We start from the raw sequence: 20,338 nt of genomic DNA, 5'->3' as shown, positions 1-20,338 counted from the left end.
CTGATAAAACAAGGAGGGAACGCTTCATGGATTCGCTGATCATCTGGGTTGTCCTGCTCGTCATCGCGATCGTGATCGTGTCGAAGACGGTGAAGATCGTGCCGCAGCAACATGCGTGGGTGCTGGAGCGTTTCGGGCGCTATCACGCGACGCTGTCGCCCGGTCTCAATATCGTGCTGCCGTTCGTCGATCGCATCGCATACCGGCACGTGCTGAAGGAAATCCCGCTCGACGTGCCGAGCCAGATCTGCATCACGCGCGACAACACGCAGTTGCAGGTCGATGGCGTGCTGTATTTCCAGGTGATGGACCCGATGAAGGCGTCATACGGGTCGAGCAACTTCGTGTTCGCGATCACGCAGCTGTCGCAGACGATGCTGCGCTCGGTGATCGGCAAGCTGGAGCTCGACAAGACCTTCGAGGAGCGCGACTTCATCAACCACAGCATCGTGTCGGCGCTCGACGACGCAGCCGCGAACTGGGGTGTGAAGGTGCTGCGCTACGAGATCAAGGACCTGACGCCGCCGAAGGAAATCCTGCACGCGATGCAGGCGCAGATCACCGCGGAGCGCGAGAAGCGCGCGCTGATCGCCGCATCCGAGGGCCGCAAGCAGGAACAGATCAACCTCGCGTCGGGTGCGCGCGAAGCGGCGATCCAGAAGTCCGAAGGCGAGCGGCAGGCCGCGATCAACCAGGCGCAAGGCCAGGCCGCCGCGATTCTGGCGGTGGCCGAGGCGAACGCGCAGGCGATCCAGAAGATCGCGAATGCGATCCAGTCGCAGGGCGGGATGGACGCGGTGAACCTGAAGGTCGCCGAGCAGTATGTCGGCGCGTTCTCGAATCTCGCGAAGCAGGGCAACACGCTGATCGTGCCGTCGAACCTGTCGGATCTCGGCAGTGCGGTCGCATCGGCGATGTCGATCGTCAAAAACGCGTCGCCCGCTGCGGGCGCGAAGGGCTGAGCCGGACGGGCGCGATCCGCAGGCGGGCGTCGTTTGCGGTTGGCATGCGGCGAATCGTCGCGCAGCCAGGCCCGTTCGGGCGAAGCCTGTGCGGCGCCGCCGGCGCGTCTCATCAGCCGAAACAGACGGCGTTGCGTGCCGAATGCCGCCGGCCGCGTCCGGACTACCGGCCTGCGCGATCTACATTGCCAAAAGCAACACGGCCCGCTTCGAGCGGGCCGTGTCGTTTGTGATGCGTGTCGTGTCGCGCGCGTCAGGTGCCGGCGCGCATGATGCGTGCCTTCTCGCGTTCCCAGTCGCGCTTCTTCTCGGTTTCGCGCTTGTCGTGCAGCTTCTTGCCCTTTGCGAGCGCAATGTCGCACTTCACGCGGCCGCCCTTGTAGTGGAAGTTCAGCGGCACGAGCGTGTAGCCGCGCTGCTCGACCTTGCCGATCAGTTTCTTGATTTCTTCACGGTGCAGCAGCAGCTTGCGCGTGCGAACCGGGTCGGGATTGATGTGCGTCGAGGCTTCGGGCAGCGGGCTGATATGGGTGCCGATCAGGAAGATCTCGGCGTTCTTCACCACGACGTAGCCCTCCTTGATCTGGCCACGCCCGGCGCGTAGCGCCTTGACTTCCCAGCCCTCCAGCACGAGCCCCGCCTCGTAGCGTTCCTCGATGTGATAATCGAAGTGCGCCTTCCTGTTGTCGATGATGCTCATGAAAGGATTGGGCCAACTCGTTTAAAATCACGATTTTAGCAAAGCGGGGCGAGAATCGCCCGGCTTGCTTTCCCACCTTCAGCGATGCCGCGCGATTTATGGCAGATGTCCAGAAAACCGTATTGATCCGTCATTCGGCGGAACAGATGTTCGACCTCGTCACCGACGTGGCCGACTACCCCAATTTCCTGCCCTGGTGCGGCGGCGTCGAGATTCGCCGTCAGGACGACAGCGGGATGGAAGCGCGCATCGATATCAACTTCAAGGGCATCAAGCAGCATTTTGCGACGCGTAACACACAGCAGCGTCCGACGCGGATCGACATGGAGTTCACGGACGGCCCGTTCAAGAAGTTCACGGGCTCGTGGCGTTTCACCGCGCTGCGCGCCGATGCGTGCAAGATCGAATTCGCGCTGCACTACGAGTTTTCGAGCATCCTGCTCGAGAAGATCATCGGGCCCGTGTTCAGCCACATCGCGAACACGTTCGTCGATTCGTTCGTGAAGCGCGCGGACCAGCGCTACGGGAAGGGGTGACGCGATGCTGTCGATCGAAGTCTGTTATGCGCTGCCGGACCGCCAGACGCTGATTCCGGTGTCGCTGCCCGAAGGCGCGACCGTTCGCTCGGCGATCGACGCGAGCGGCGTGCTCGCGCTGCACCCGGAGATCGACCTTGCGCAAGCGAAGACGGGCGTGCATGGCAAACTCGCGCCGCTCGACGCGCCGCTCGCTGACCACGACCGCGTCGAGATCTACCGCCCGCTGATCGTCGATCCGAAGCTGGCGCGCCAGCGGCGCGTCGACAAGTCCCGCCGCGCCGGCTCCATCGAGGGCCGCAAGTGGATGCACAAGGACGCGCGCTGACGCGCGCGGTTCCGCTCCTACCATCCCTATTCGTCTGATCAAACGCCGCGGCGCTCAGTGGGCCGCGACGTTCGCATTGACCGACGCGCTGCCTGGCGTAGCGCCGCCGGCGGGCGTGTCGCCGTGCTGTCGCACGGAGCCGTACACGCCTGCGAGCAGCAGCACGAGCGCGGCGATCTCGAGGGCGTGCGGCATCCGCTGGTCGTAGACGAACGCGTAAAGCATCGCGAACACGGTTTCGAACACGATCAACTGGCCCGACAGCGTGAGTGGCAACCGCTTCGACGCGGCATTCCACAGCCCGTTGCCGAGCCACGACGCGCCGATCGCGAGCACGAGGTTCAGCAGCCAGAACAGGTGCCAGCGCGACGCCGGGACGGCCGCCTGCACCGTGCCGGCCGGCAGCGCGAGGATCGCGATCCAGCAGAGCCCGCCGATCAGCCCCGTCACGACGCCCCACAGCACCGACCATTCGTTGCCGCCGAAATGATGATGCCGCTGCAGGTAGCGCGTGTTCGCGACCGCGTACCAGGTCCAGCTCGCGAGCGCGCCGGTCGCGCAGGCGATGCCCGCGAGTTTCTGGCCGAGCGTCGTCGCGTGCGCGGCCTCGGACGTGAACAGGTCGACGTTGATGCAGGCGATGCCGGCGATCACCAGCGCGAGCGGGACGGCAAGCCGCCGCAGCGGCGCGGCGCCTTGGTCACCGCGGCCCGCGAGCGTGACGGTGACGGGCAGCACGCCGACAATCAGCGAGCTGGGCGCGATGCCGATCAGGTGCACGGCGCCGGTCAGCAGCATGTAGTACGCGATGTTGCCGACGACCGCGAGCTTCACGAGCGCGACGAGATCGTCGCGGGTCAGCCGCGCGAGCAGCGAGCGGGCGGCCGGCAGCGCGGCCGCGAGCGACACGAGGCCGTACATCGCGTAGCGGCCGGCGCTCAGCAGCAGCGGCGAGAAGTCGGACAGCAGCCGCGGAACGAGAAACACCATGCCCCACAGGGCACCTGCCAGGACACCATAGACCACACCGCGCCGCATCGACTGCTCCGAGCACATGAACGAGCGCGCATCTTAGCGACGCCGGTTCGGTGGCGTCTTGTTCATTCCTGCACTCGCGGCATGGTTGAGCTTCGACGTGCTGCGCGACGGAGCGGCCGCGATCCGTTCCTGATTCTGGAGCGTTCGCGGCCGCAGTATGTTCCGGATCAGCGGTCGGTCGAATCAGCCGTCGGCCGGATCGGGCGTCGCACCGGCGCCGTCGCCCGACGCCCGCACTCGCGCCGGGCGCCGCACGGCGCGCAGCTTGCCGCTGTTGCCGCCGCCGCAGTAGAAGCGGTCGTGGCCGTCGGATTCGAGCCCCGACACGCCGACGCCGGGCGGCATGTCGACCTGCTCGAGCACCTGACCCGTACGCGGATCGATGTGCCGCAGATCGCTCTGGTCGGCTTCCCAGGTGCCGTGCCACAGCTCGCCGTCGACCCACGTCACGCCGGTGACGAAGCGGTTCGACTCGATCGTGCGCAGCACGGCGCCCGATTCCGGATCGATCTGATGAATCTTGCGTTCGCGGTACTGGCCGACCCACAGCGTGCCTTCGGCCCACGCGAGCCCCGAGTCGGCGCCGCCGCCGGGTGCGGGGATCGTCGCGAGCACGCGGCCCGATTCGGGATCGATCTTCTCGATGCGGTCTTCGACGATCTGGAACAGGTGGCGGCCGTCGAACGCCGTGCCCGCATGCGCGGCAACGTCGAGCGAGCGGACGGTCGTGCCGCGCTCAGGATCGAGCGCATTCAGCTTGTCGCCGGATGCGTACCACACGTGCTGCCCGTCGAACGTGACGCCGTGCACGCCGTCGACGCCCGGAAACGGGCCGTACTCGCGAATGATCTCTGCATGGGAGCGTTTCATGTTCGTCACCTCGTCGTTCGGTGAGGTCATCCTAATCTCCCGGCAGCGGAGCAGGGAGTAACAAGGTCGTCGCGAATCCGGGCAGCGGCGGCGTCATCCAGCGCCGCGCGCGGCCGCGACCGAGCGCCTGCACCTTGTCCGCTTCGGCGAGTGCGTCGAGCGCGCGCTGCACGGTGCGCTGGCTCGCGCCGAGCGCGAGCGCCAGCGCGGAGCTCGACCACGCCTCGCCGTCGGCGAGGAGCGCGAGCACGGCTGCGTGGCGATCGTCGACCGGGCGCGCGAGGACGACGGTCTCGCGTACGCCGAGCGGTTCGAGCGCGAAACCGCGCGCCGTTGCGGTGACGTTCGCGAGCGGTCGCAGCACCGCGCGCAGCCGGCCGATCTCCACGCGCAGGCGCGCGCGATGCGATTCGTCCGCATGTTTCGCGCGGAACGCGGCGGCCACGAGCGCGTTTCTCGATACGTCGGCCGGCCATGCCTCGCCGAGTGCGCGGGCGAGCACGAACAGCACGGGGCGGCGCGCGAGCGACACGGTCGTGCGCGCGTCGCGCACCGTGTGGCGGCACGCATCGACGACGAGCGCATTCGACGCGAACAGCGTCTCGACTTCGTCGAGCTGTACGAGCCGCGACGTGCCGTGCGCAATGAGTCGCGCGGCCGGCGCATCGAGCACGCGCACGGCGGTGTCGACCTCGGCCGTCAGTGCGGCGATGCCGGCGTCGCGGGCGGCTGTGCGTGCACGGTCGAGCGCAGCGCGAGCCGCGTGCGTGCGGATGCGGCGCATTGCGATGCCGGCCGCGATCAGTTCATGGGCGGCGCGCGACGCGGCCGGCAGCGGTGCGGGATCGAGAGTCGCGAGCATCCGTTCGGCATCGTCGATGTGACCGATCAGCAGCAGCCGGCGCACGCCGAGATAACGCGCGTGCGCGGCGTTCGCGCGGTCGCCGTGTGCGTCGAGTGTCGCGCACGCGGCATCGAGCGCGCGCGTCGGCCAGCGGAGATCGCGTGACGCGAGCGCGATCTCCGCTTCCGCGACGACGCAGCGTGCGCGCGCCACGGCTTCCTTCGTGCCGAACGCGCGCGCGGCGCCGCGCACGAGTGCCCGCGCGCGTTCGAAATCGCCGAGCTGCGCCATCGCGATCCCGCGTAGCGCGAGCGCCGGCGCGTCGTCGCGCAGCGCGACGCGGTTCAGCGCGCCGAGCGCGTCACCGGCCGCGAGCGCGCGCGCGGCCGCGGTAATCAGCGAATCCATCCGAATCCCGACACACTTGTCACTCCCTCCGGCCCGATGCCGAGCACTAATCTAGCACCACGCACACGGCACCGTATGCCGTGCCCGGATACCCATCGGAAGGAGGAACCCGCAATGACGACCCATCTCACCGGAACGCGCGACGAATGGCTGGCCGAGCGCAGGGCGCTGCTCGAGGCAGAAAAGGCGCTGACGCGGCAAAGCGACGAACTCGCGCGGCGGCGCCAGGCACTGCCGTGGGTGCGCGTCGACAAGACCTACCGGTTCGACACCGAAGAAGGGCAGGCGACACTCGACGACCTGTTTCGCGGCCGTTCGCAACTGCTCGTCTATCACTTCATGTTCGGCCCCGACTACAAGGCCGGTTGCCCGTCGTGCTCGGCGCTCGCGGACGGCTTCGACGGTTTTGCCGTGCATTTGGCGAACCACGACGTGACGCTCGCGGCCGTGTCGCGCGCGCCGCTTGCAAAGCTGCTCGCGTACCGGCAGCGGATGGCGTGGACCTTTCCGTGGGCATCGTCGGTCGGCAGCGATTTCAACTTCGACTTCAACGTGTCGTTCACCGAAACGCAGCAGCGAGCGGGCGACGTGGAATACAACTACGTGCGATCCGGCCACGCGATGGACATGGATCCGCCGCCGGCGCCCGTTGTGCAGTTCGCGGCGACGTGCGGCACCGACGCGGCGACATATGCGCGCGACCGGCCGGGGATGAGCGCGTTCGTGCGCGAGGACGGCGCCGTCTATCACACGTATTCGACCTATGCGCGCGGGCTCGACGGGCTGTGGGGGATGTACCAGTGGCTCGATCGCGCACCGCTCGGGCGCAACGAGGCGGGCCCGTGGTGGCGCCGCCACGACGAGTACGCGCGCGGTTGAGTGCGGGCCGGCGACGGGAGGGAGCGTGCGATGACACGGTCGGCAAGCGGCGATAAGGGCCGCGATCGGCGGGCATTCGGCGCGGCGCTCGTCGCTGTGTTCGCCGCCGCCGCGATGGCGACACTGGCGCAGCGCGCGGCGATGGACGCGATGGGCGGCGAACCGATGCCAGGCGGCTGGACGCTCTCGTCGGCGTGGCTGCAGCCATGCGGATGGGGCGCCGGCCGCGCGTTCGGGGCATTCGCCGGCATGTGGGGCGCGATGACGGTGACGATGATGCTGCCCGTGCTGGCGCCGACGCTCTGGCGATACCGGCAGCGCGTCGGCCCGCTCGCCGCGGCGCGCTCGACCTGGCTGGTCGTCGTCGCGGGCGCCGGTTATTTCGCGGTATGGATGGCGCTCGGCGCGATTGCGTTTCCGCTCGGCAGCGCGCTCACGGCCGCTGCGGCCCGGCTGCCGGCGCTCGCCCGTGCGATGCCGTTCGCGGCCGGCGCAGTCGTGTCAGGCGTGGGCGTGTTGCAGTTCTCGGCGTGGAAGGCGCGCCGGCTGGCGTGCTGCCGGCACGCGGACCCGCACCCGTCGCGGGCGCATGCCGGCGCGGCATGGCGGCACGGCGTGCGAGCCGCGATGCGTTGCGGCGCCTGTTGCGGGAACCTGATGGCGGTCGCACTGGCGGCCGGCATGATGGATCTGCGTGTGATGGCCGCCGTGACGGTCGCGATCGCCGCCGAGCGCCTGGCGCCAGCCGGCGAGCGTGTTGCGCGGCTTGTCGGTGGCATCGCGATCGGGGGCGGCATCGCGATGATCGCGCGTGCGGCCGGGCTGGTGTAAGACCGGGGAGGCGAGTGGCGTTGCGGGTCGATCCGGCGTGTTGCCGGGCCGCGGGCGGCCGCGGCCGTCACCGCCATGTGGCCCCGTCGCGACAGGCGCAGTTGCCGCGGTGCAGCCCGTTGCGCGAATGGCTCGATGCGGCGGTGAAACGAAAGGCGATCGAAAACGAACCGAACGGCGATCCGAACGATTCGGCCCCCGACCGCATGAAAACGGCTAAGCCGTTGTTCGTGTTGTGAAAATTCGCAGCGCTTCGCGTATAATTCGCTTTTGCGCCCATAGGATTTGCCATGCGTCTGATCCAAAAAGCACTCACTTTCGATGACGTGCTCCTCGTACCCGCCTTCTCCGACGTTCTCCCGCGCGACACCAGCCTCAAGACCAAGCTGACCCGCAACATCTCCCTGAACATGCCGCTCGTGTCCGCCGCCATGGACACGGTCACCGAAGGTCGTCTCGCGATCGCGATGGCGCAGCAGGGTGGCGTCGGTATCGTCCACAAGAACCTCACGCCGGCCGAACAGGCTCGCGAGGTCGCGAAGGTCAAGCGTTTCGAGTCGGGCGTCGTCCGCGATCCGATCACAGTGCCGCCGCAGATGAAGGTGCGCGACGTGATCGCGCTGTCGCGCCAGCATGGCATCTCGGGTTTCCCGGTCGTCGAAGGCCCGCAGCTCGTCGGCATCGTCACGAACCGCGACCTGCGTTTCGAAACGCGCCTCGATGAGCCGGTCAAGTCGATCATGACGCCGCGCGAGCGCCTCGTCACGGTCAAGGAAGGCACGCCGCTCGCCGAAGCGAAGGCGCTGATGCACAGCCACCGCCTCGAGCGCGTGCTGGTCGTCAACGACGCATTCGAACTGCGCGGCCTGATGACCGTCAAGGACATCACGAAGCAGACCGAGCACCCGGACGCGTGCAAGGACGAACACGGCAAGCTGCGCGCAGGCGCGGCGGTCGGCGTCGGTCCGGACAACGAAGAGCGCGTCGAGCTGCTGGTGCAGGCCGGCGTCGACGTGATCGTCGTCGATACCGCGCACGGTCACAGCAAGGGCGTGCTCGAGCGCGTCCGCTGGGTCAAGCAGAACTTCCCGCACGTCGAAGTGATCGGCGGCAATATCGCGACGGCTGCCGCCGCGAAGGCGCTCGTCGAATACGGCGCGGACGCGGTCAAGGTCGGTATCGGCCCCGGCTCGATCTGCACGACGCGGATCGTCGCGGGTGTCGGCGTGCCGCAGATCAGCGCGATCGCGAACGTCGCGGAAGCGCTGAAGGGCACCGGCGTGCCGTGCATCGCCGACGGCGGCGTGCGCTTCTCGGGCGACGTGTCGAAGGCCCTCGCGGCCGGCGCGAACGCGGTGATGATGGGCAGCATGTTCGCGGGCACCGAAGAGGCGCCGGGCGACGTGTTCCTGTATCAAGGCCGCCAGTACAAGTCGTACCGCGGCATGGGTTCGGTCGGTGCGATGAAGGACGGCGCGGCAGACCGCTACTTCCAGGACAACTCGGCGAACATCGACAAGCTCGTGCCGGAAGGCATCGAAGGCCGTGTCGCGTACAAGGGTTCGGTCAACGCGATCCTGTTCCAGCTGGTCGGCGGCGTGCGCGCGAGCATGGGCTACTGCGGCTGCCGGTCGATCGACGAGCTGCACGACAAGGCCGAATTCGTCCAGATCACTGCGGCGGGCATGCGCGAGTCGCACGTGCACGACGTGCAGATCACGAAGGAAGCGCCGAACTACCACGTGGACTGATCGCCGATGAAACCGCTGCTGCGAGCCGTGCTGATCATCGATGCCGTGCTGCTGCTGGCGTTCGGCGTGCTGTTCGTGCTGACGCCCTGGCAGTCGCTGTTCAACGCGCTGCAGCTTGCGAACGTCCAGCCGGCGATGCTCGGCCAGGCGTTCGGCATCGCGTTGCTCGGGCTCGCGTGGCTCGCGTTTCATGCGGCGTTCAACGGCGATCTCACGGCACCCGTCGCGCGGTCGGTCGGCCATGTGTACTGGCTGACCGGCGCGCTGACGATCGTCTGGTCGCTCGGCACCGGCAGCGGTCCCGCGCTCGCGGCCGCCGGCAGGGTGCTGTCGGTCGTGGCCGGGGGCGTGCTGATCGTGCTCGGCCTCGGCGGCGTGCGGCTCGCATCGGCCGTGCGCCGGCGCGAGAAAGCGCAGGCGCTCGAGGCGCGCGCACCGGCGCAGCGTCCGGCCGAGCCGGCGATGGCGCCGGCGTCGTCGCCCGCACCGCAGCGCGTCGAACCGGTCGCCAGCCGTCCCGCGGCGCCCGCGGCGCCGTCGTCGCCCGCATCCAGCCAATCGTCAGGCGGCGTCGCACTCGACGAGCGCCCGCCGATGCAGGATTGACCGGCCATGCGTCGCGCGTGCCGCCTGCCGCCCGACGCCGCTGTCCATGCTATTGACGCAGCGCACTATGCGCTGCTTTTCTTATTCTCTTCATCCCGTCCGCAGCCATGCACGACAAAATCCTGATTCTCGACTTCGGTTCGCAAGTCACCCAACTGATCGCGCGGCGCGTGCGTGAAGCGCACGTCTACTGCGAAATCCATCCGAACGATGTGTCCGACGACTTCGTCCGCGAGTTCGCGCCGAAGGCGGTGATCCTGTCGGGCAGCCATGCGAGCACGTACGAAGACCATCAACTGCGCGCACCGCAGGCCGTGTGGGATCTCGGTGTGCCGGTGCTCGGCATCTGCTACGGCATGCAGACGATGGCCGTGCAGCTTGGCGGCAAGGTCGAGTGGAGCGACCATCGCGAATTCGGCTATGCGGAAATGCGGGCGCACGGCCATACGCGCCTGCTCGACGGCATCGAGGATTTCACGACGGCCGAAGGCCACGGGATGCTGAAGGTCTGGATGAGCCACGGCGACAAGGTCGCCGAGCTGCCGCCGGGCTTCGCGCTGATGGCGTCGACGCCGAGCTGCCCGATCGCCGGCATGGCCGACGAGGCGCGCGGCTACTACGCGGTGCAGTTCCACCCGGAAGTCACGCACACGGTGAAGGGCCGCCAGATCATCGAGCGCTTCGTGCTGCAGATCGCCGGTGCGAAGCCGGACTGGATCATGCGCAACCACATCGAGGAAGCCGTCGCGAAGATTCGCGAGCAGGTCGGTGACGAGGAAGTGATTCTCGGCCTGTCGGGCGGCGTCGATTCGAGCGTCGCGGCCGCGCTGATCCATCGCGCGATCGGCGACCAGCTTACCTGCGTGTTCGTCGACCACGGCCTGCTGCGCCTGAACGAAGGCAAGATGGTGCTCGACATGTTCGAGGGCCGCCTGCACGCGAAGGTCGTGCACGTCGACGCAGCCGACCAGTTCCTCGGCCACCTGGCCGGCGTGACCGATCCGGAAGCGAAGCGCAAGATCATCGGCCGCGAGTTCGTCGAAGTGTTCCAGGCCGAGGCGAAGAAGCTGTCGAAGGCGAAGTGGCTCGCGCAGGGCACGATCTATCCGGACGTGGTCGAATCGGGCGGCACGAAGACGAAGAAGGCGACGACGATCAAGAGCCACCACAACGTCGGCGGCCTGCCGGAAACGCTCGGCCTGAAGCTGCTCGAGCCGCTGCGCGACCTGTTCAAGGACGAAGTGCGCGAGCTGGGCGTCGCGCTCGGCCTGCCGCCGGAGATGGTGTACCGCCATCCGTTCCCGGGCCCGGGCCTCGGCGTGCGGATTCTCGGCGAAGTGAAGCGCGAATACGCGGACCTGCTGCGCCGCGCGGACGCGATCTTCATCGAGGAGCTGCGCAACACGACCGCGACCGCGCAGGATGCGGCTGCCGGCCTGTGCGGCGAAGCCGATGTCGGCAAGAGCTGGTACGACCTGACGAGCCAGGCGTTCGCGGTGTTCCTGCCGGTGAAGTCGGTCGGCGTGATGGGCGACGGCCGCACGTACGACTACGTGACGTCGCTGCGCGCCGTGCAGACGACCGACTTCATGACCGCACACTGGGCGCACCTGCCGTACGCGCTGCTCGGCCGCGCGTCGAACCGGATCATCAACGAGGTGCGCGGGATCAACCGTGTGGTGTACGACATCTCGGGGAAGCCGCCGGCGACGATCGAGTGGGAGTAATTGGACGTCCGGCACGTACCGGACGACCTTGCAGCAGAACACATCTAAGCCCGCTTCACAGCGGGCTTTTTTGTTTTTTGGCCCGACTGGCGCGTCGCGCGGATTTCGTGTTTCGCCGACTGGAACACACCGGGGACATTCGTGTGCAATGACGCGTCGCGGATGCCTTTATTTTCGCTCTCGTTCAACCAGCGGCTCCGCTCCGCTCATCGACTGCACCATGCCGTACCCAATCGGTACCGGCAATCAGTTGCAGCGCAAAAGGTGCGGGTTTGAAACAGCGTCCGCGTGCATAGCGAGACCGCTTGATGGAGCAGTCGGTAAGCGACGTGCTGCTACCCCCCATTTCGCCGCGACTGTAATCGAGTGTAATTGATTGCTTTGCGTGCTCAACCTAATTTCGTCCCGGCAGGGCTCTTCGCGGATGGCTGACCCAAGCCACCGCGGAGATGGTGATGAACGTTGTCGATGCGTGACTCGCGCAAGCCAGATTCGGACTATATGACCCTGGTTTTCGGCTTTTTTCAACTCACTGCAGGAGAAATTGACATGTCGAACGAAAATTTCAGCGAACTTCAGAAGTTCGCGGAGCAGGCGGACGGTTTGAAGCGCGTAGAGGTTGAGTCAATCCAGCTGGGTTATTGGGACAAGAACGATACCCTTCCTTTCATGCTCAATAACGAGGGGGGGAATTCGTTTGCAGTGGATGCCTCGAACACGGCGTTGCTGATCCAGATTGGAAACGCGCTCACAGCGCTTGGACAGAAGCAGAAGGTCGTGGCCTATCTGGGAGACCTCAGCCACGGAGGTACGCTCAAAGTGCTCCTTATCGGTCTTGCATAGTACGAAAACAAGTCGCCGCTCGGTCGGCCAGCGTCGTGGGCGGCCGCAAAATGGCCGTCCCGCCGTTGCCTTGTGTTCGGAATCAACCGGAAGACTGTTGCGACAAGAAAACGGCCTGGCAGATTGCCAAGCCGCTTTTCGTTAACGGATTGCGCAAGTCAGCGCCATCGCGCCTCGAATTCTCACGCGTGCGAGCCCACGAGCGAACGCAGGTACGTCGGCACTTTCGCCTTCGCCGTGGCCTGCACACGTGTCATGAGCGCGTGATCGATACGATTCAGTCCGTACGTCCGCGCGATGTCCTGCTGCAGCCGGCACCACAGATGGCTGGCCATCTCGGCATCGACCATCGCCCGGTGCGCACGTCCCGATTTCGGCAACCGCAGCATGTCTGCGAGGCTCGACAGGCGATGACTCAGCGCGTCCGGGTAAATGCGTCGTGCCACGAGCATCGTGCAGGCAAAGGCATGCTCGGCCGACATGCCGAGAAGCCCGAGTTCTGCCTGCCAGAACCGTTTGTCGAAGCCGGCATTGTGGGCGACGACCGCGTGCTTGCCGACGAACGCCGCGGCGTCCTTCATGACTTTCGACGCCGGGGGAGCCGATGCGATCATCTCGTTCGTGATGCCGGTCAGCGCGACGACATCCGACGGTATGCGTCTGCCTGCATTCATCAGACTCTGGAAGCGGTCGACGACTTGTCCGTCGCGGAGGAGGATGACGGCGATTTCGGTCGCACGGTCGCCCAGGTTCGGCGAAAGTCCGGTTGTTTCGAAGTCCAGTACCGCAACGGTTTGCATGGTCGAATCCTGTTGCTTCACGCGGTGTCGTTAGAGTGGCCGAGAGGTTAGCATCTCCAGGCCCGCGACAGGCTGGTTCAGCCCGGGAAACGACCATCCGTGCGGCACACGCCGACCCGATCGATGGTCCGGATCGACCGCGAATTTGTTCCGATTCGCCGTTGGCTCGGCAGTACGCACGACGATGCAACAGGGTGCTGGTCGCCGACTATCGGCAGCCCATCGATCCGTGGGTCACGCCGCCAGCCCGTTTTCGCCTTCAACCATCCGGATCGGGCCCGTGGTTTGTCCCGCAGCCTGCCTGATGCTGAACTCGATCAGATCGTCGTAAATCTCTCGTTGCCCGGCAGGCAGCACGGGCAGCAACGTCTCGCGCCGCTTGTCCGCATCGAACAGCGATTCCACCAGCCACCCCGTCAGATAGAGCGACGCAAGGCATCCCCCCGCGGTCGCGACGTTGCCGTGGCACACCAGCGGCTGGTCCATCACTTGCAACTCGAGTGCCTGCAATCCCTTCCGCGCTTCGGGATGCGTCGTGGCGCGGCGCTGGGGCAGCAGCCCGAGCCGTTCGAGAATGAAGGCGCCGGCGCAGATCGATCCGACAAGCTGGCGTTCGGGATCGAGATCGAACGATGGCAGGAAATCAGGATGGGCGAGCGCGGCCGGTACGCCTTCCTTGCCGCTCGAAAACAGGACCGCGTCGGCGCGACTGGCGTCGGCGAGCGGGCCGTGCGTCGGGATGGCCAGGCCATGTGCGGAATGCAGCGCCGACTGCGCGCCCAGAATCCGGACGCGCCAGTCCCTGTTGTTGCGGCCGAGAATGTCCCACATCAGGAACAGGTCGATGTCGGTGAACCGGTCGAATGCGACGAGCGCGATGTCTTTCAAGGCGGACTCCATGCGTAGTGGCACGCTGCCGGAAGCGGCGGCGGCCGTGATAGAGTTCGCAGCCTATCTGTCCATGCCGCACCATACACAGCCTGTATGGCGATGACGATGAGCACACTGACGCGAAACGACTGGATTGCAGCGGGCTTCGATGCCCTCGATGGAGAAGGGTACGCGGGCATCTCGGCCGAGAATCTCGCGCGGCGGCTGAACGTGACGCGCGGTTCGTTCTATCACCACTTCCGCAATCGCGAAGACTTCGTCCGGACGTTGCTGAGCGCGTGGGAGGACGACTACACGACGCGCATGCTCACGTATGCGGCGGACGGCCACGGTGCTGGCGACACGTTGGCGCGCTATCTGCGCATTGCCGCCGAGAAACGGTCGGGGCGTGAAATCGCGATTCGCGCATGGGCATTGCACGATCCGCTGGTCGCGGAATTCCAGCAGCGCGTCGACGCGACGCGGCTCGCGTTTGCAATCGACACGTCGCGCCGGCTGGTGCGCACGTCGGGCGAGGCCGAGATCGTCGGGCAGGCCGTGCATTTGTGCCTGATCGGCGGACAACAGGCCGGGCTGCGGCGCGATGCCGACCGGTTCAACGGTTTCATGCAAAGCGCCTTCGCGATCGCCGAACGCGTGCTGCCGATGCGTCGCGCATGACGCGTCACACGCGACGCGGCTGCTCGTCGGTGCGCGTGACGCGTGCCGCGTGCGTTGAGCGGATTCGGCATCAACCGGCCGCGTTCGAGTGTCGATATGCGTGCGGCGTGAACGGCAGCCCGATATCGCTCGAGCCGAGGTTACGCGCGTTCCGGTGAGAACGGCCGTGCCGCGCGATAGCGCAGGTGAATCAACGGATATGCCCGCCCTTGTCCATCGAGCGCCGATCGCCCGCAACGCTCGAATCCGAGCCGTTCATAGAATCCCGCCGCCGCTTCGTTCTGCTCGTTGACGTCGGTCGACAGGTCGGGATGGCGCCTGATCGCTTCTTCCACAAGCAGCCGCCCGACGTCCGCGCCATGGTGAGCGGGATCGACGAACAGCGCTTCCATGTGACTGCCGTCGAGCAGCATGAAGCCGATCGCGCGGTCGTCATCATCGACAGCGAGATCGAGCGGCGCGCCGGGCAGAAACGCCACGACTTCGGTTTCGATTGCGCGACGGTCGTCGTCGCTCAGGAAGTGGTGCGTTGCATCGACCGCGCCGCGCCAGATGTCCAGCACGCGTGTGCCGTCGGCCTCGGTGGACTTGCGAATTCTGATCATGGTTTGACGTGTTGTGGTTCGGAGATCGGCGGGTAGCCGACACCGTCATGGCCCCGATCGGGCCGCCCGCACCGGACACGGGAACGACGGTGATGTTTCAAGTAGTTGATGGACGCTGCGCATTGCCAAGGCCCGCGGCCCGTTCGATCGCCCGTCGCGCGACGTCGCGGACACCCGCACTCATCGGCAAGTCGTCGCGATCGAGTTCGGCGAGGCCGAACCAGCGCGCGTCGAGCGCGTCGTCGCCGGCGGCGGGCGTGCCGCGCAACCGTCTGCACAGCACCGCGACCATGATGAAATGCTGGCGCACGCCGCCGTCGGCATCGTAATCGAAGGCATCCAGTGCGGTAAAGGCGTCCAGCGCTTCGACGTCGACGGTCGTCTCTTCGGCGGTATCGCGGCGTTCTCGGGCACACGTCGGCGGCGCGCATCGAGGTGCGGTGTGCCCGATGCAACGGTGGCCCGTCGACGGTCAGCCTGCGAGATCACCAGATGTGCAGATGCAATGCGCCGCGATGTCCGCATCCGTCTCGCGCTTGCCGAGTTCCATCAGATACGGCCACGGATAGATGCCGCGCGCATGACCGTCGCCGAACAGCAGGCGGATGCCGTAACCGGCCGGTTCCAAGCCGTCCAGCGTCAGGTTCGGCATCGCGTCGACAACGTGTCCGTCGAGTCGGATCTTTCGGCATGCGGCACACGGGCAGTCGCTGCGCAATCGTGCGTAACCGATGCACTGCATGTCGCCGCCCGGCCAGCGCAGCGTCAATGCACGGGCCGCGTAATCGAGCGCGATCTCGGTCGGCGGCGTCATTGCCTCTCCCCGAGTAGCCCGATCTGTCCGATCGCGATCCGCACCGCCTTGCGCACCTCGGGGTCGCGATCCTCCAGTGCGTCGTGCAGCGCGGGAAGTGTCGAGCGGTCGCGCAATTCGCCGAGCGCAAGCGCGGCTTCCTTGCGCAGATTGCTGATCGCATGCGAGAGCAGCGCGACGACGGCCTGCGCCGCGGTAGCATCGCGCAGCTGCCCGAGCGCGCGCACGGCACGCAAGCGCACTTGCCAGTAATCGTCGTCGAGCGCGGCAACGAGCGGTGCGCGCGCGTCCGCAACGCGCAGCTTGCCGAGTGTTGCGGCCGCTTCCTCGCGGACCTGCCATGCTGCGTCGCGCAGTGCCACGAGCAATGCGGTGACGACGGTCGTGTCGCCGGGTGTCGCGAACCCGATCGCACCGACCGCAATACGGCGCACGTCCGCATCGGCGTCGGCCGTTGCGATGCGTGCGAGTAGCGGCAGCGCGCGCGAATCCTTGAGCCAGCCGAGCACGGCTGCCGCCTCGGTGCGCACGGCCGGGGTGTCGGCGTCGAGTGCATGCAGTGCAGGCGCGAACGCATCGGGGACGCGCAACTCGCGCAGCCCGCGCAGCACGGCACTGCGCACGAACGGCTCGGGCCGGTCGGCCCAGCTGCACAGCACGGTACCCGATGCCGCGTCCTTCAGTTCGGACAGGCTCTGCGCGGCAGTGGCGCGCACGCCGTCGTCCGGGTCGAGCAGCGCGCCGCACAGCGCGTCGACGACGTCGGGCTGTTCCCATTCGCCGAGGACGCGGGCCGCCTCGCTGCGCACGTCGGCCGACGGGTCGTCGCGCAGCGCCGCGACGAACGCGGGCACGAGATCGGATTCCTCGAGATCGGCGAGTTCGAGCAGTGCAATACGGCGCACGGATGCATCGGGCGCAGCGAGGCGGGCGACGAGTGCGGCAAGATCCGGATCGTGCGTGCCGGGCAGCGAGGAGGTGGAAGAGAAAGCGGTCATGGGCAAAAGGTCGGTTCGATGAAAGGGCGGCTGCTCACGGAACGCGGTGCATCGGCGGCGCGGTATGGCGGCGCGAACCTGGCGAGCGCCGACCGGCCGTCACGTCGTCGATGCACGGCCAGCGCGGGCGGCACGACGAAGATCGGCCGCGCGCCCGGTCAGCGCAGCAGGTAAGGGATGTCGACCTTGACCGCACCGGTCGGGCAATCGCGTTCGCACGGCATGCAGTACCAGCATTCGTCGAACTGCATGTAGGCCTTGCCCTTGGTCACGTCGATCGCGAGCAGGTCGAGCGGGCACACGTCGACGCAGACGGTGCAGCCCTTGTCGGCGATGCACAGTGCCTCGTCGATCGTGACGGGCGCGCTGCTGCGCTGGAAGATGTCGTGCGGGGTATGGGGCACGGTAAGGCTCCTCAAAGGGCGGCCGAGAGTGCGGCCGGTTCGCGGATGCGCAGATGCGCGTAGGCGCTGCGTTCGTCGTCGGCAAGCGGCACGATGTACGGTTCGACCGGCCGCTTCTCGCTGCGCATCGCGCCGTCGGCATCCTTGCGCAGCCAGGTGTGACAAAACCATTCGGCGTCGTTGCGGTGCGGAAAGTCGACGCGATGGTGATACAGCCCCCAGCGGCTCTCGGTGCGAAACAGCGACGCGCGGGCGGCCATTTCGGCGCAGTCGCGGATCGCTCGAACTTCAGCCGCGCGCATCAGTTCGTGAGGATGGCTCGCCTTTATCTCTTCGATATCCTCCGTAATATCGTCGAAACGTTGCAGTCCGATTTCCATCTTGCGGGTCACCTTCGGCGGTTGCAGGTAGTCGTTCACCAGGCGGCGCAGCTTGTATTCGACCTGCGCCGGCGCCAGGCCGCGCTCGCGAAACAGCGGGGCGAGCACGCGGGCGCGCTCGGCGTCGACCTGTTCGTCGTCCACCGGTGCATGGTCGCGGCCGGCCACGTAGTCGGCCGCGTTCTGTCCGGCGAACCAGCCATACGTGAACGCGCCGAGCATGTAGTTGTGCGGGACGGCCGCCATGTCGCCGGCTGCGTAGAGTCCCTGCACGGTCGTTTCCGCGCGGGCGTTCACGTACACGCCCGACGCGCTGTGGCCGCTGCAGAAGCCGATCTCGGAGATGTGCATCTCGACCATCTGGTGTCGGTAGTCGGTCCCGCGCCCCGCATGGAAACGGCCGCGGCTCGGCCGCTCGTTCGTGTGCAGGATCTGCTCGATGGTCCGGATCGTTTCTTCCGCGAGATGGTCGAGCTTCAGGAACACGGGGCCGTTGCCGCTTTGCAGTTCCTGGTAGAACTCCCACATCATCTGGCCGCTCCAGTAATCGCATTCGATGAAGCGCTCGCCCTTGCCGTTCGCGGTGAAGCCGCCGAGCGGGCCCGTCACGTACGCGCATGCGGGGCCGTTGTAGTCCTTGATCAGCGGATTGATCTGGAAGCATTCGAGATTCGCAAGCGCGGCGCCGGCGTGATAGGCCATCGCATAGCCGTCGCCTGCGTTGGTCGGGTTCTCGTACGTGCCCATCAGGTAGCCCGACGCCGGCAGCCCGAGCCGGCCTGCGGCGCCGCAGCAGAGAATCACGGCCTTCGCGCGGATCACGTGGAACGCCGCGGTGCGGCAGTCGAAGCCGAGCACGCCGCTCGCACGTCCGTGCGCATCGGTCAGCACGCGCGTCGCGACGATCCGGTTCGTGATCGCGATGCGCGCGCGCTTCAGTTGCCGGTACAGCACTTTCTTGATGTCGTGTCCTTCCGGCATCGGCAGCACGTACGAGCCCATGTGATGGACCTTCTTCACCGCGTAGTCGCCGGTGCCGTCCTTCTCGAACTTCACGCCCCAGCGGTCGAGCTGTTCGATCGTCGCGAAGCTGTGCGTCGCATACGCGTGCACGGCTTCCTGGTCGACGATGCCGTCGTTGGCGATCGTGATCTCGCGCGTGTATTGCTCGGGCGTCGCATGCCCGGGGATCACCGCGTTGTTCAGCCCGTCCATCCCCATCGAGATCGCGCCGCTGCGCTTCACGTGGGCTTTTTCGAGCAGCAGCACGCGCAGGGACGGGTCGCGTTCCTTCGCCTTGATCGCCGCCATCGGGCCGGCCGTGCCGCCGCCGACCACGACGACGTCGTATTCGTGCACATGGGTATTCATCGCGAGTTCCTTGCAGGTTTGCGCGCCTTCTGCCGGTCGATGCGCAACCGGTACTGGAAGGCGTCGCCGCGGAAGTAGAGGTATTCGTAGTCGATCGGCGTGCCCGACGCGTCGTGCGTGAGGCGCTCGATACGCAGCACGGGGCTGCTTTCCTCGACGTGCAGCGCATCGACGATCTCGTCGTCGGCGAGGATCGCGTCGATCGACACGTCGGCATGACCGAGCGGGATGCCGCAGTCGTTTTCGAGGATCAGGAAGATGTCGCGGGTCGCGAGATCGGCGCCCGCGAGGCGCTTGCCGAGCGCTTCGGGCACCCAGGTCTGTTCGAGCGACACGGGCTCGCGGTTCAGCAGCCGCACGCGGTGGATCTCGACGAGCGGCGCGCCTTCCGGCACGTTCAGCTTCGTCGCGAGATGGCGGTCGGCCTTCACGGTGCGAAAGCTGCGCAACTGGTTGACGATCTCGTAGCCCATCGTCGACATCGCCTCGGCGAACCCCTGCAGCGACGTCACGTTCTGGAACGCCTTCGGCTTCGACACGAACGTGCCCTTGCCGTGCAGCTTGAACAGCAGGCCTTCCTTCTGCAGGTCGCCGAGCGCCTGGCGCACCGTGATGCGGCTGACGTCGAACATCGCGCAGAGTTCGTGCTCGGACGGCATCCGGCTGTGCGGCGCATAAGTGCCGTCGAGGATGCGCACGCGCAGCGTGTCCTTGATCTGCACGTAGAGCGGGGCCGCCGACAGCGGCACGACGTTGGGTGGGGTCATCGGTCAACTTGTTATGACAAGATGGTTCGAGTGTAGCCGGCTCGATCGGGTGTCCAAACCAACCATTTCTGATTTCGACTTTCCGAATCCGGAAAAGCGGGGAGGCAGGCAGTGGGCAGAACGGGCGATCCGGCGTCCGGCGTCCGGTGTTCGAACGATCCGCTCCTTGCCAGTCGCGCGGATTGGCCGACAATCAAAAAAATTCGCCGGCGCGTGCGGCGCGCATGTCGATTTCCCGATGCGTCGCCCGTCGTATCCATGTCGACCAGGCTTGCGACAGCGTTGATGCGGCAGCCGGGCAGGCCGCCGTGCGGCGCCGCAGTAG

The 20,338-nt window shown here is 66.7% G+C and carries 23 protein-coding genes and 1 pseudogene; 11 read left to right on the top strand and 13 right to left on the bottom strand.

Features of this window, described 5'->3' with window-relative positions:
* The first annotated feature begins 26 nt into the window (after positions 1-26).
* Entirely contained in the window at positions 27-962 is a 936-nt protein-coding gene (locus ABD05_RS16195; protein ID WP_047900993.1) for an SPFH domain-containing protein, read from the top strand.
* Between the two features lie 253 nt (positions 963-1,215).
* Here ABD05_RS16195 and smpB read toward each other — a convergent pair whose 3' ends face one another.
* Positions 1,216-1,662, bottom strand: coding sequence for an SsrA-binding protein SmpB (smpB, locus tag ABD05_RS16190; protein ID WP_047900992.1), 447 nt, complete (start codon positions 1,660-1,662; stop codon positions 1,216-1,218).
* A gap of 98 nt (positions 1,663-1,760) precedes the next feature.
* Between smpB and ABD05_RS16185 the strand changes: the two genes are divergently transcribed.
* Together ABD05_RS16185 and ABD05_RS16180 are read left to right on the top strand one after the other, a co-directional pair.
* Positions 1,761-2,198 carry a type II toxin-antitoxin system RatA family toxin gene (locus ABD05_RS16185; protein ID WP_034181130.1) on the top strand — a complete coding sequence of 146 codons (438 nt, stop codon included), beginning with the start codon at positions 1,761-1,763 and terminating at the stop codon, positions 2,196-2,198.
* Positions 2,199-2,202: 4 nt separating this feature from the next.
* On the top strand, positions 2,203-2,526 hold the full coding sequence (locus ABD05_RS16180) for an RnfH family protein (protein ID WP_047900991.1): 324 nt from the start codon (positions 2,203-2,205) through the stop codon (positions 2,524-2,526).
* Positions 2,527-2,580: 54 nt separating this feature from the next.
* Here ABD05_RS16180 and ABD05_RS16175 read toward each other — a convergent pair whose 3' ends face one another.
* From ABD05_RS16175 to ABD05_RS16165, 3 genes are all read right to left on the bottom strand, one after another.
* Positions 2,581-3,564: a DMT family transporter gene (locus tag ABD05_RS16175; protein WP_047901259.1), complete on the bottom strand. Its 984-nt coding sequence runs from the start codon at positions 3,562-3,564 to the stop codon at positions 2,581-2,583.
* A gap of 183 nt (positions 3,565-3,747) precedes the next feature.
* The gene (locus tag ABD05_RS16170; RefSeq protein ID WP_047901258.1) at positions 3,748-4,434 is read right to left on the bottom strand and encodes a Vgb family protein; all 687 of its coding nucleotides are present in this window, start codon (positions 4,432-4,434) and stop codon (positions 3,748-3,750) included.
* A gap of 31 nt (positions 4,435-4,465) precedes the next feature.
* The gene (locus ABD05_RS16165; protein ID WP_047900990.1) at positions 4,466-5,686 is read right to left on the bottom strand and encodes a hypothetical protein; all 1,221 of its coding nucleotides are present in this window, start codon (positions 5,684-5,686) and stop codon (positions 4,466-4,468) included.
* Between the two features lie 114 nt (positions 5,687-5,800).
* On the opposite strand from ABD05_RS16165, the gene ABD05_RS16160 reads away from it, so the two are divergent.
* The 7 genes from ABD05_RS16160 (at position 5,801) to ABD05_RS16135 (ending at position 12,323) form a co-directional block, all read left to right on the top strand.
* Complete coding sequence (locus tag ABD05_RS16160) at positions 5,801-6,565, top strand: DUF899 domain-containing protein (RefSeq protein ID WP_047900989.1); 765 nt, start codon at positions 5,801-5,803, stop codon at positions 6,563-6,565.
* A gap of 30 nt (positions 6,566-6,595) precedes the next feature.
* Positions 6,596-7,396 carry a DUF2182 domain-containing protein gene (locus tag ABD05_RS16155; RefSeq protein WP_047900988.1) on the top strand — a complete coding sequence of 267 codons (801 nt, stop codon included), beginning with the start codon at positions 6,596-6,598 and terminating at the stop codon, positions 7,394-7,396.
* Positions 7,397-7,416: 20 nt separating this feature from the next.
* Complete coding sequence (locus tag ABD05_RS37605) at positions 7,417-7,635, top strand: hypothetical protein (protein ID WP_148669091.1); 219 nt, start codon at positions 7,417-7,419, stop codon at positions 7,633-7,635.
* A 51-nt stretch (positions 7,636-7,686) separates the two neighbouring features.
* Positions 7,687-9,147 (top strand): IMP dehydrogenase, encoded by a 1,461-nt coding sequence (guaB, locus tag ABD05_RS16150; RefSeq protein ID WP_047900987.1) that lies wholly within the window; start codon positions 7,687-7,689, stop codon positions 9,145-9,147.
* Between the two features lie 6 nt (positions 9,148-9,153).
* A complete protein-coding gene (locus ABD05_RS16145) occupies positions 9,154-9,753 on the top strand; it encodes an Asp23/Gls24 family envelope stress response protein (RefSeq protein ID WP_047900986.1) in 600 nt (199 codons plus the stop codon).
* Between the two features lie 107 nt (positions 9,754-9,860).
* Positions 9,861-11,480 (top strand): glutamine-hydrolyzing GMP synthase, encoded by a 1,620-nt coding sequence (guaA, locus tag ABD05_RS16140; RefSeq protein WP_047900985.1) that lies wholly within the window; start codon positions 9,861-9,863, stop codon positions 11,478-11,480.
* A gap of 549 nt (positions 11,481-12,029) precedes the next feature.
* A complete protein-coding gene (locus tag ABD05_RS16135; protein WP_065499712.1) occupies positions 12,030-12,323 on the top strand; it encodes a hypothetical protein in 294 nt (97 codons plus the stop codon).
* 182 nt (positions 12,324-12,505) lie between these two features.
* On the opposite strand, the gene ABD05_RS16130 is transcribed toward ABD05_RS16135, so the two are convergent.
* Positions 12,506-13,123, bottom strand: a complete 618-nt coding sequence (locus ABD05_RS16130) for a 3'-5' exonuclease (RefSeq protein WP_047900983.1) — start codon at positions 13,121-13,123, stop codon at positions 12,506-12,508.
* A 234-nt stretch (positions 13,124-13,357) separates the two neighbouring features.
* A complete protein-coding gene (locus tag ABD05_RS16125; RefSeq protein ID WP_047900982.1) occupies positions 13,358-14,023 on the bottom strand; it encodes a DJ-1/PfpI family protein in 666 nt (221 codons plus the stop codon).
* A gap of 96 nt (positions 14,024-14,119) precedes the next feature.
* Between ABD05_RS16125 and ABD05_RS16120 the strand changes: the two genes are divergently transcribed.
* Positions 14,120-14,674, top strand: a complete 555-nt coding sequence (locus tag ABD05_RS16120) for a TetR/AcrR family transcriptional regulator (protein WP_047901257.1) — start codon at positions 14,120-14,122, stop codon at positions 14,672-14,674.
* Between the two features lie 140 nt (positions 14,675-14,814).
* Here the strand turns inward: ABD05_RS16120 and ABD05_RS16115 are convergent, their stop codons facing one another.
* The 7 genes and pseudogenes from ABD05_RS16115 to ABD05_RS16085 all read right to left on the bottom strand — a co-directional run bounded on the left by ABD05_RS16115 (position 14,815) and on the right by ABD05_RS16085 (position 20,013).
* The gene (locus ABD05_RS16115; protein WP_047900981.1) at positions 14,815-15,279 is read right to left on the bottom strand and encodes an acetyltransferase; all 465 of its coding nucleotides are present in this window, start codon (positions 15,277-15,279) and stop codon (positions 14,815-14,817) included.
* Between the two features lie 97 nt (positions 15,280-15,376).
* Positions 15,377-15,679 (bottom strand): annotated as a pseudogene (locus ABD05_RS39425) (NUDIX domain-containing protein); the annotation flags it as partial.
* Positions 15,680-15,751: 72 nt separating this feature from the next.
* Positions 15,752-16,093: a gamma-butyrobetaine hydroxylase-like domain-containing protein gene (locus ABD05_RS16105; protein ID WP_047900980.1), complete on the bottom strand. Its 342-nt coding sequence runs from the start codon at positions 16,091-16,093 to the stop codon at positions 15,752-15,754.
* Positions 16,090-17,091 (bottom strand): HEAT repeat domain-containing protein, encoded by a 1,002-nt coding sequence (locus ABD05_RS16100; RefSeq protein WP_047900979.1) that lies wholly within the window; start codon positions 17,089-17,091, stop codon positions 16,090-16,092. The genes ABD05_RS16105 and ABD05_RS16100 overlap by 4 nt, the downstream gene beginning before the upstream one ends.
* Before the next feature lie 158 nt (positions 17,092-17,249).
* The gene (locus ABD05_RS16095; protein WP_047900978.1) at positions 17,250-17,495 is read right to left on the bottom strand and encodes a 4Fe-4S dicluster domain-containing protein; all 246 of its coding nucleotides are present in this window, start codon (positions 17,493-17,495) and stop codon (positions 17,250-17,252) included.
* 11 nt (positions 17,496-17,506) lie between these two features.
* Entirely contained in the window at positions 17,507-19,246 is a 1,740-nt protein-coding gene (locus tag ABD05_RS16090; RefSeq protein ID WP_047900977.1) for a fumarate reductase/succinate dehydrogenase flavoprotein subunit, read from the bottom strand.
* A complete protein-coding gene (locus ABD05_RS16085; RefSeq protein ID WP_047900976.1) occupies positions 19,243-20,013 on the bottom strand; it encodes a GntR family transcriptional regulator in 771 nt (256 codons plus the stop codon). Before ABD05_RS16085 ends, ABD05_RS16090 begins: the two co-directional genes overlap by 4 nt.
* Between the last annotated feature and the right edge of the window lie 325 nt (positions 20,014-20,338).

The organism is Burkholderia pyrrocinia, assembly GCF_001028665.1.
GTDB lineage: Bacteria > Pseudomonadota > Gammaproteobacteria > Burkholderiales > Burkholderiaceae > Burkholderia > Burkholderia pyrrocinia.
Note: the sequence above shows the minus strand (reverse complement) of the source record. Positions and strands in the feature narration are given on the sequence as shown.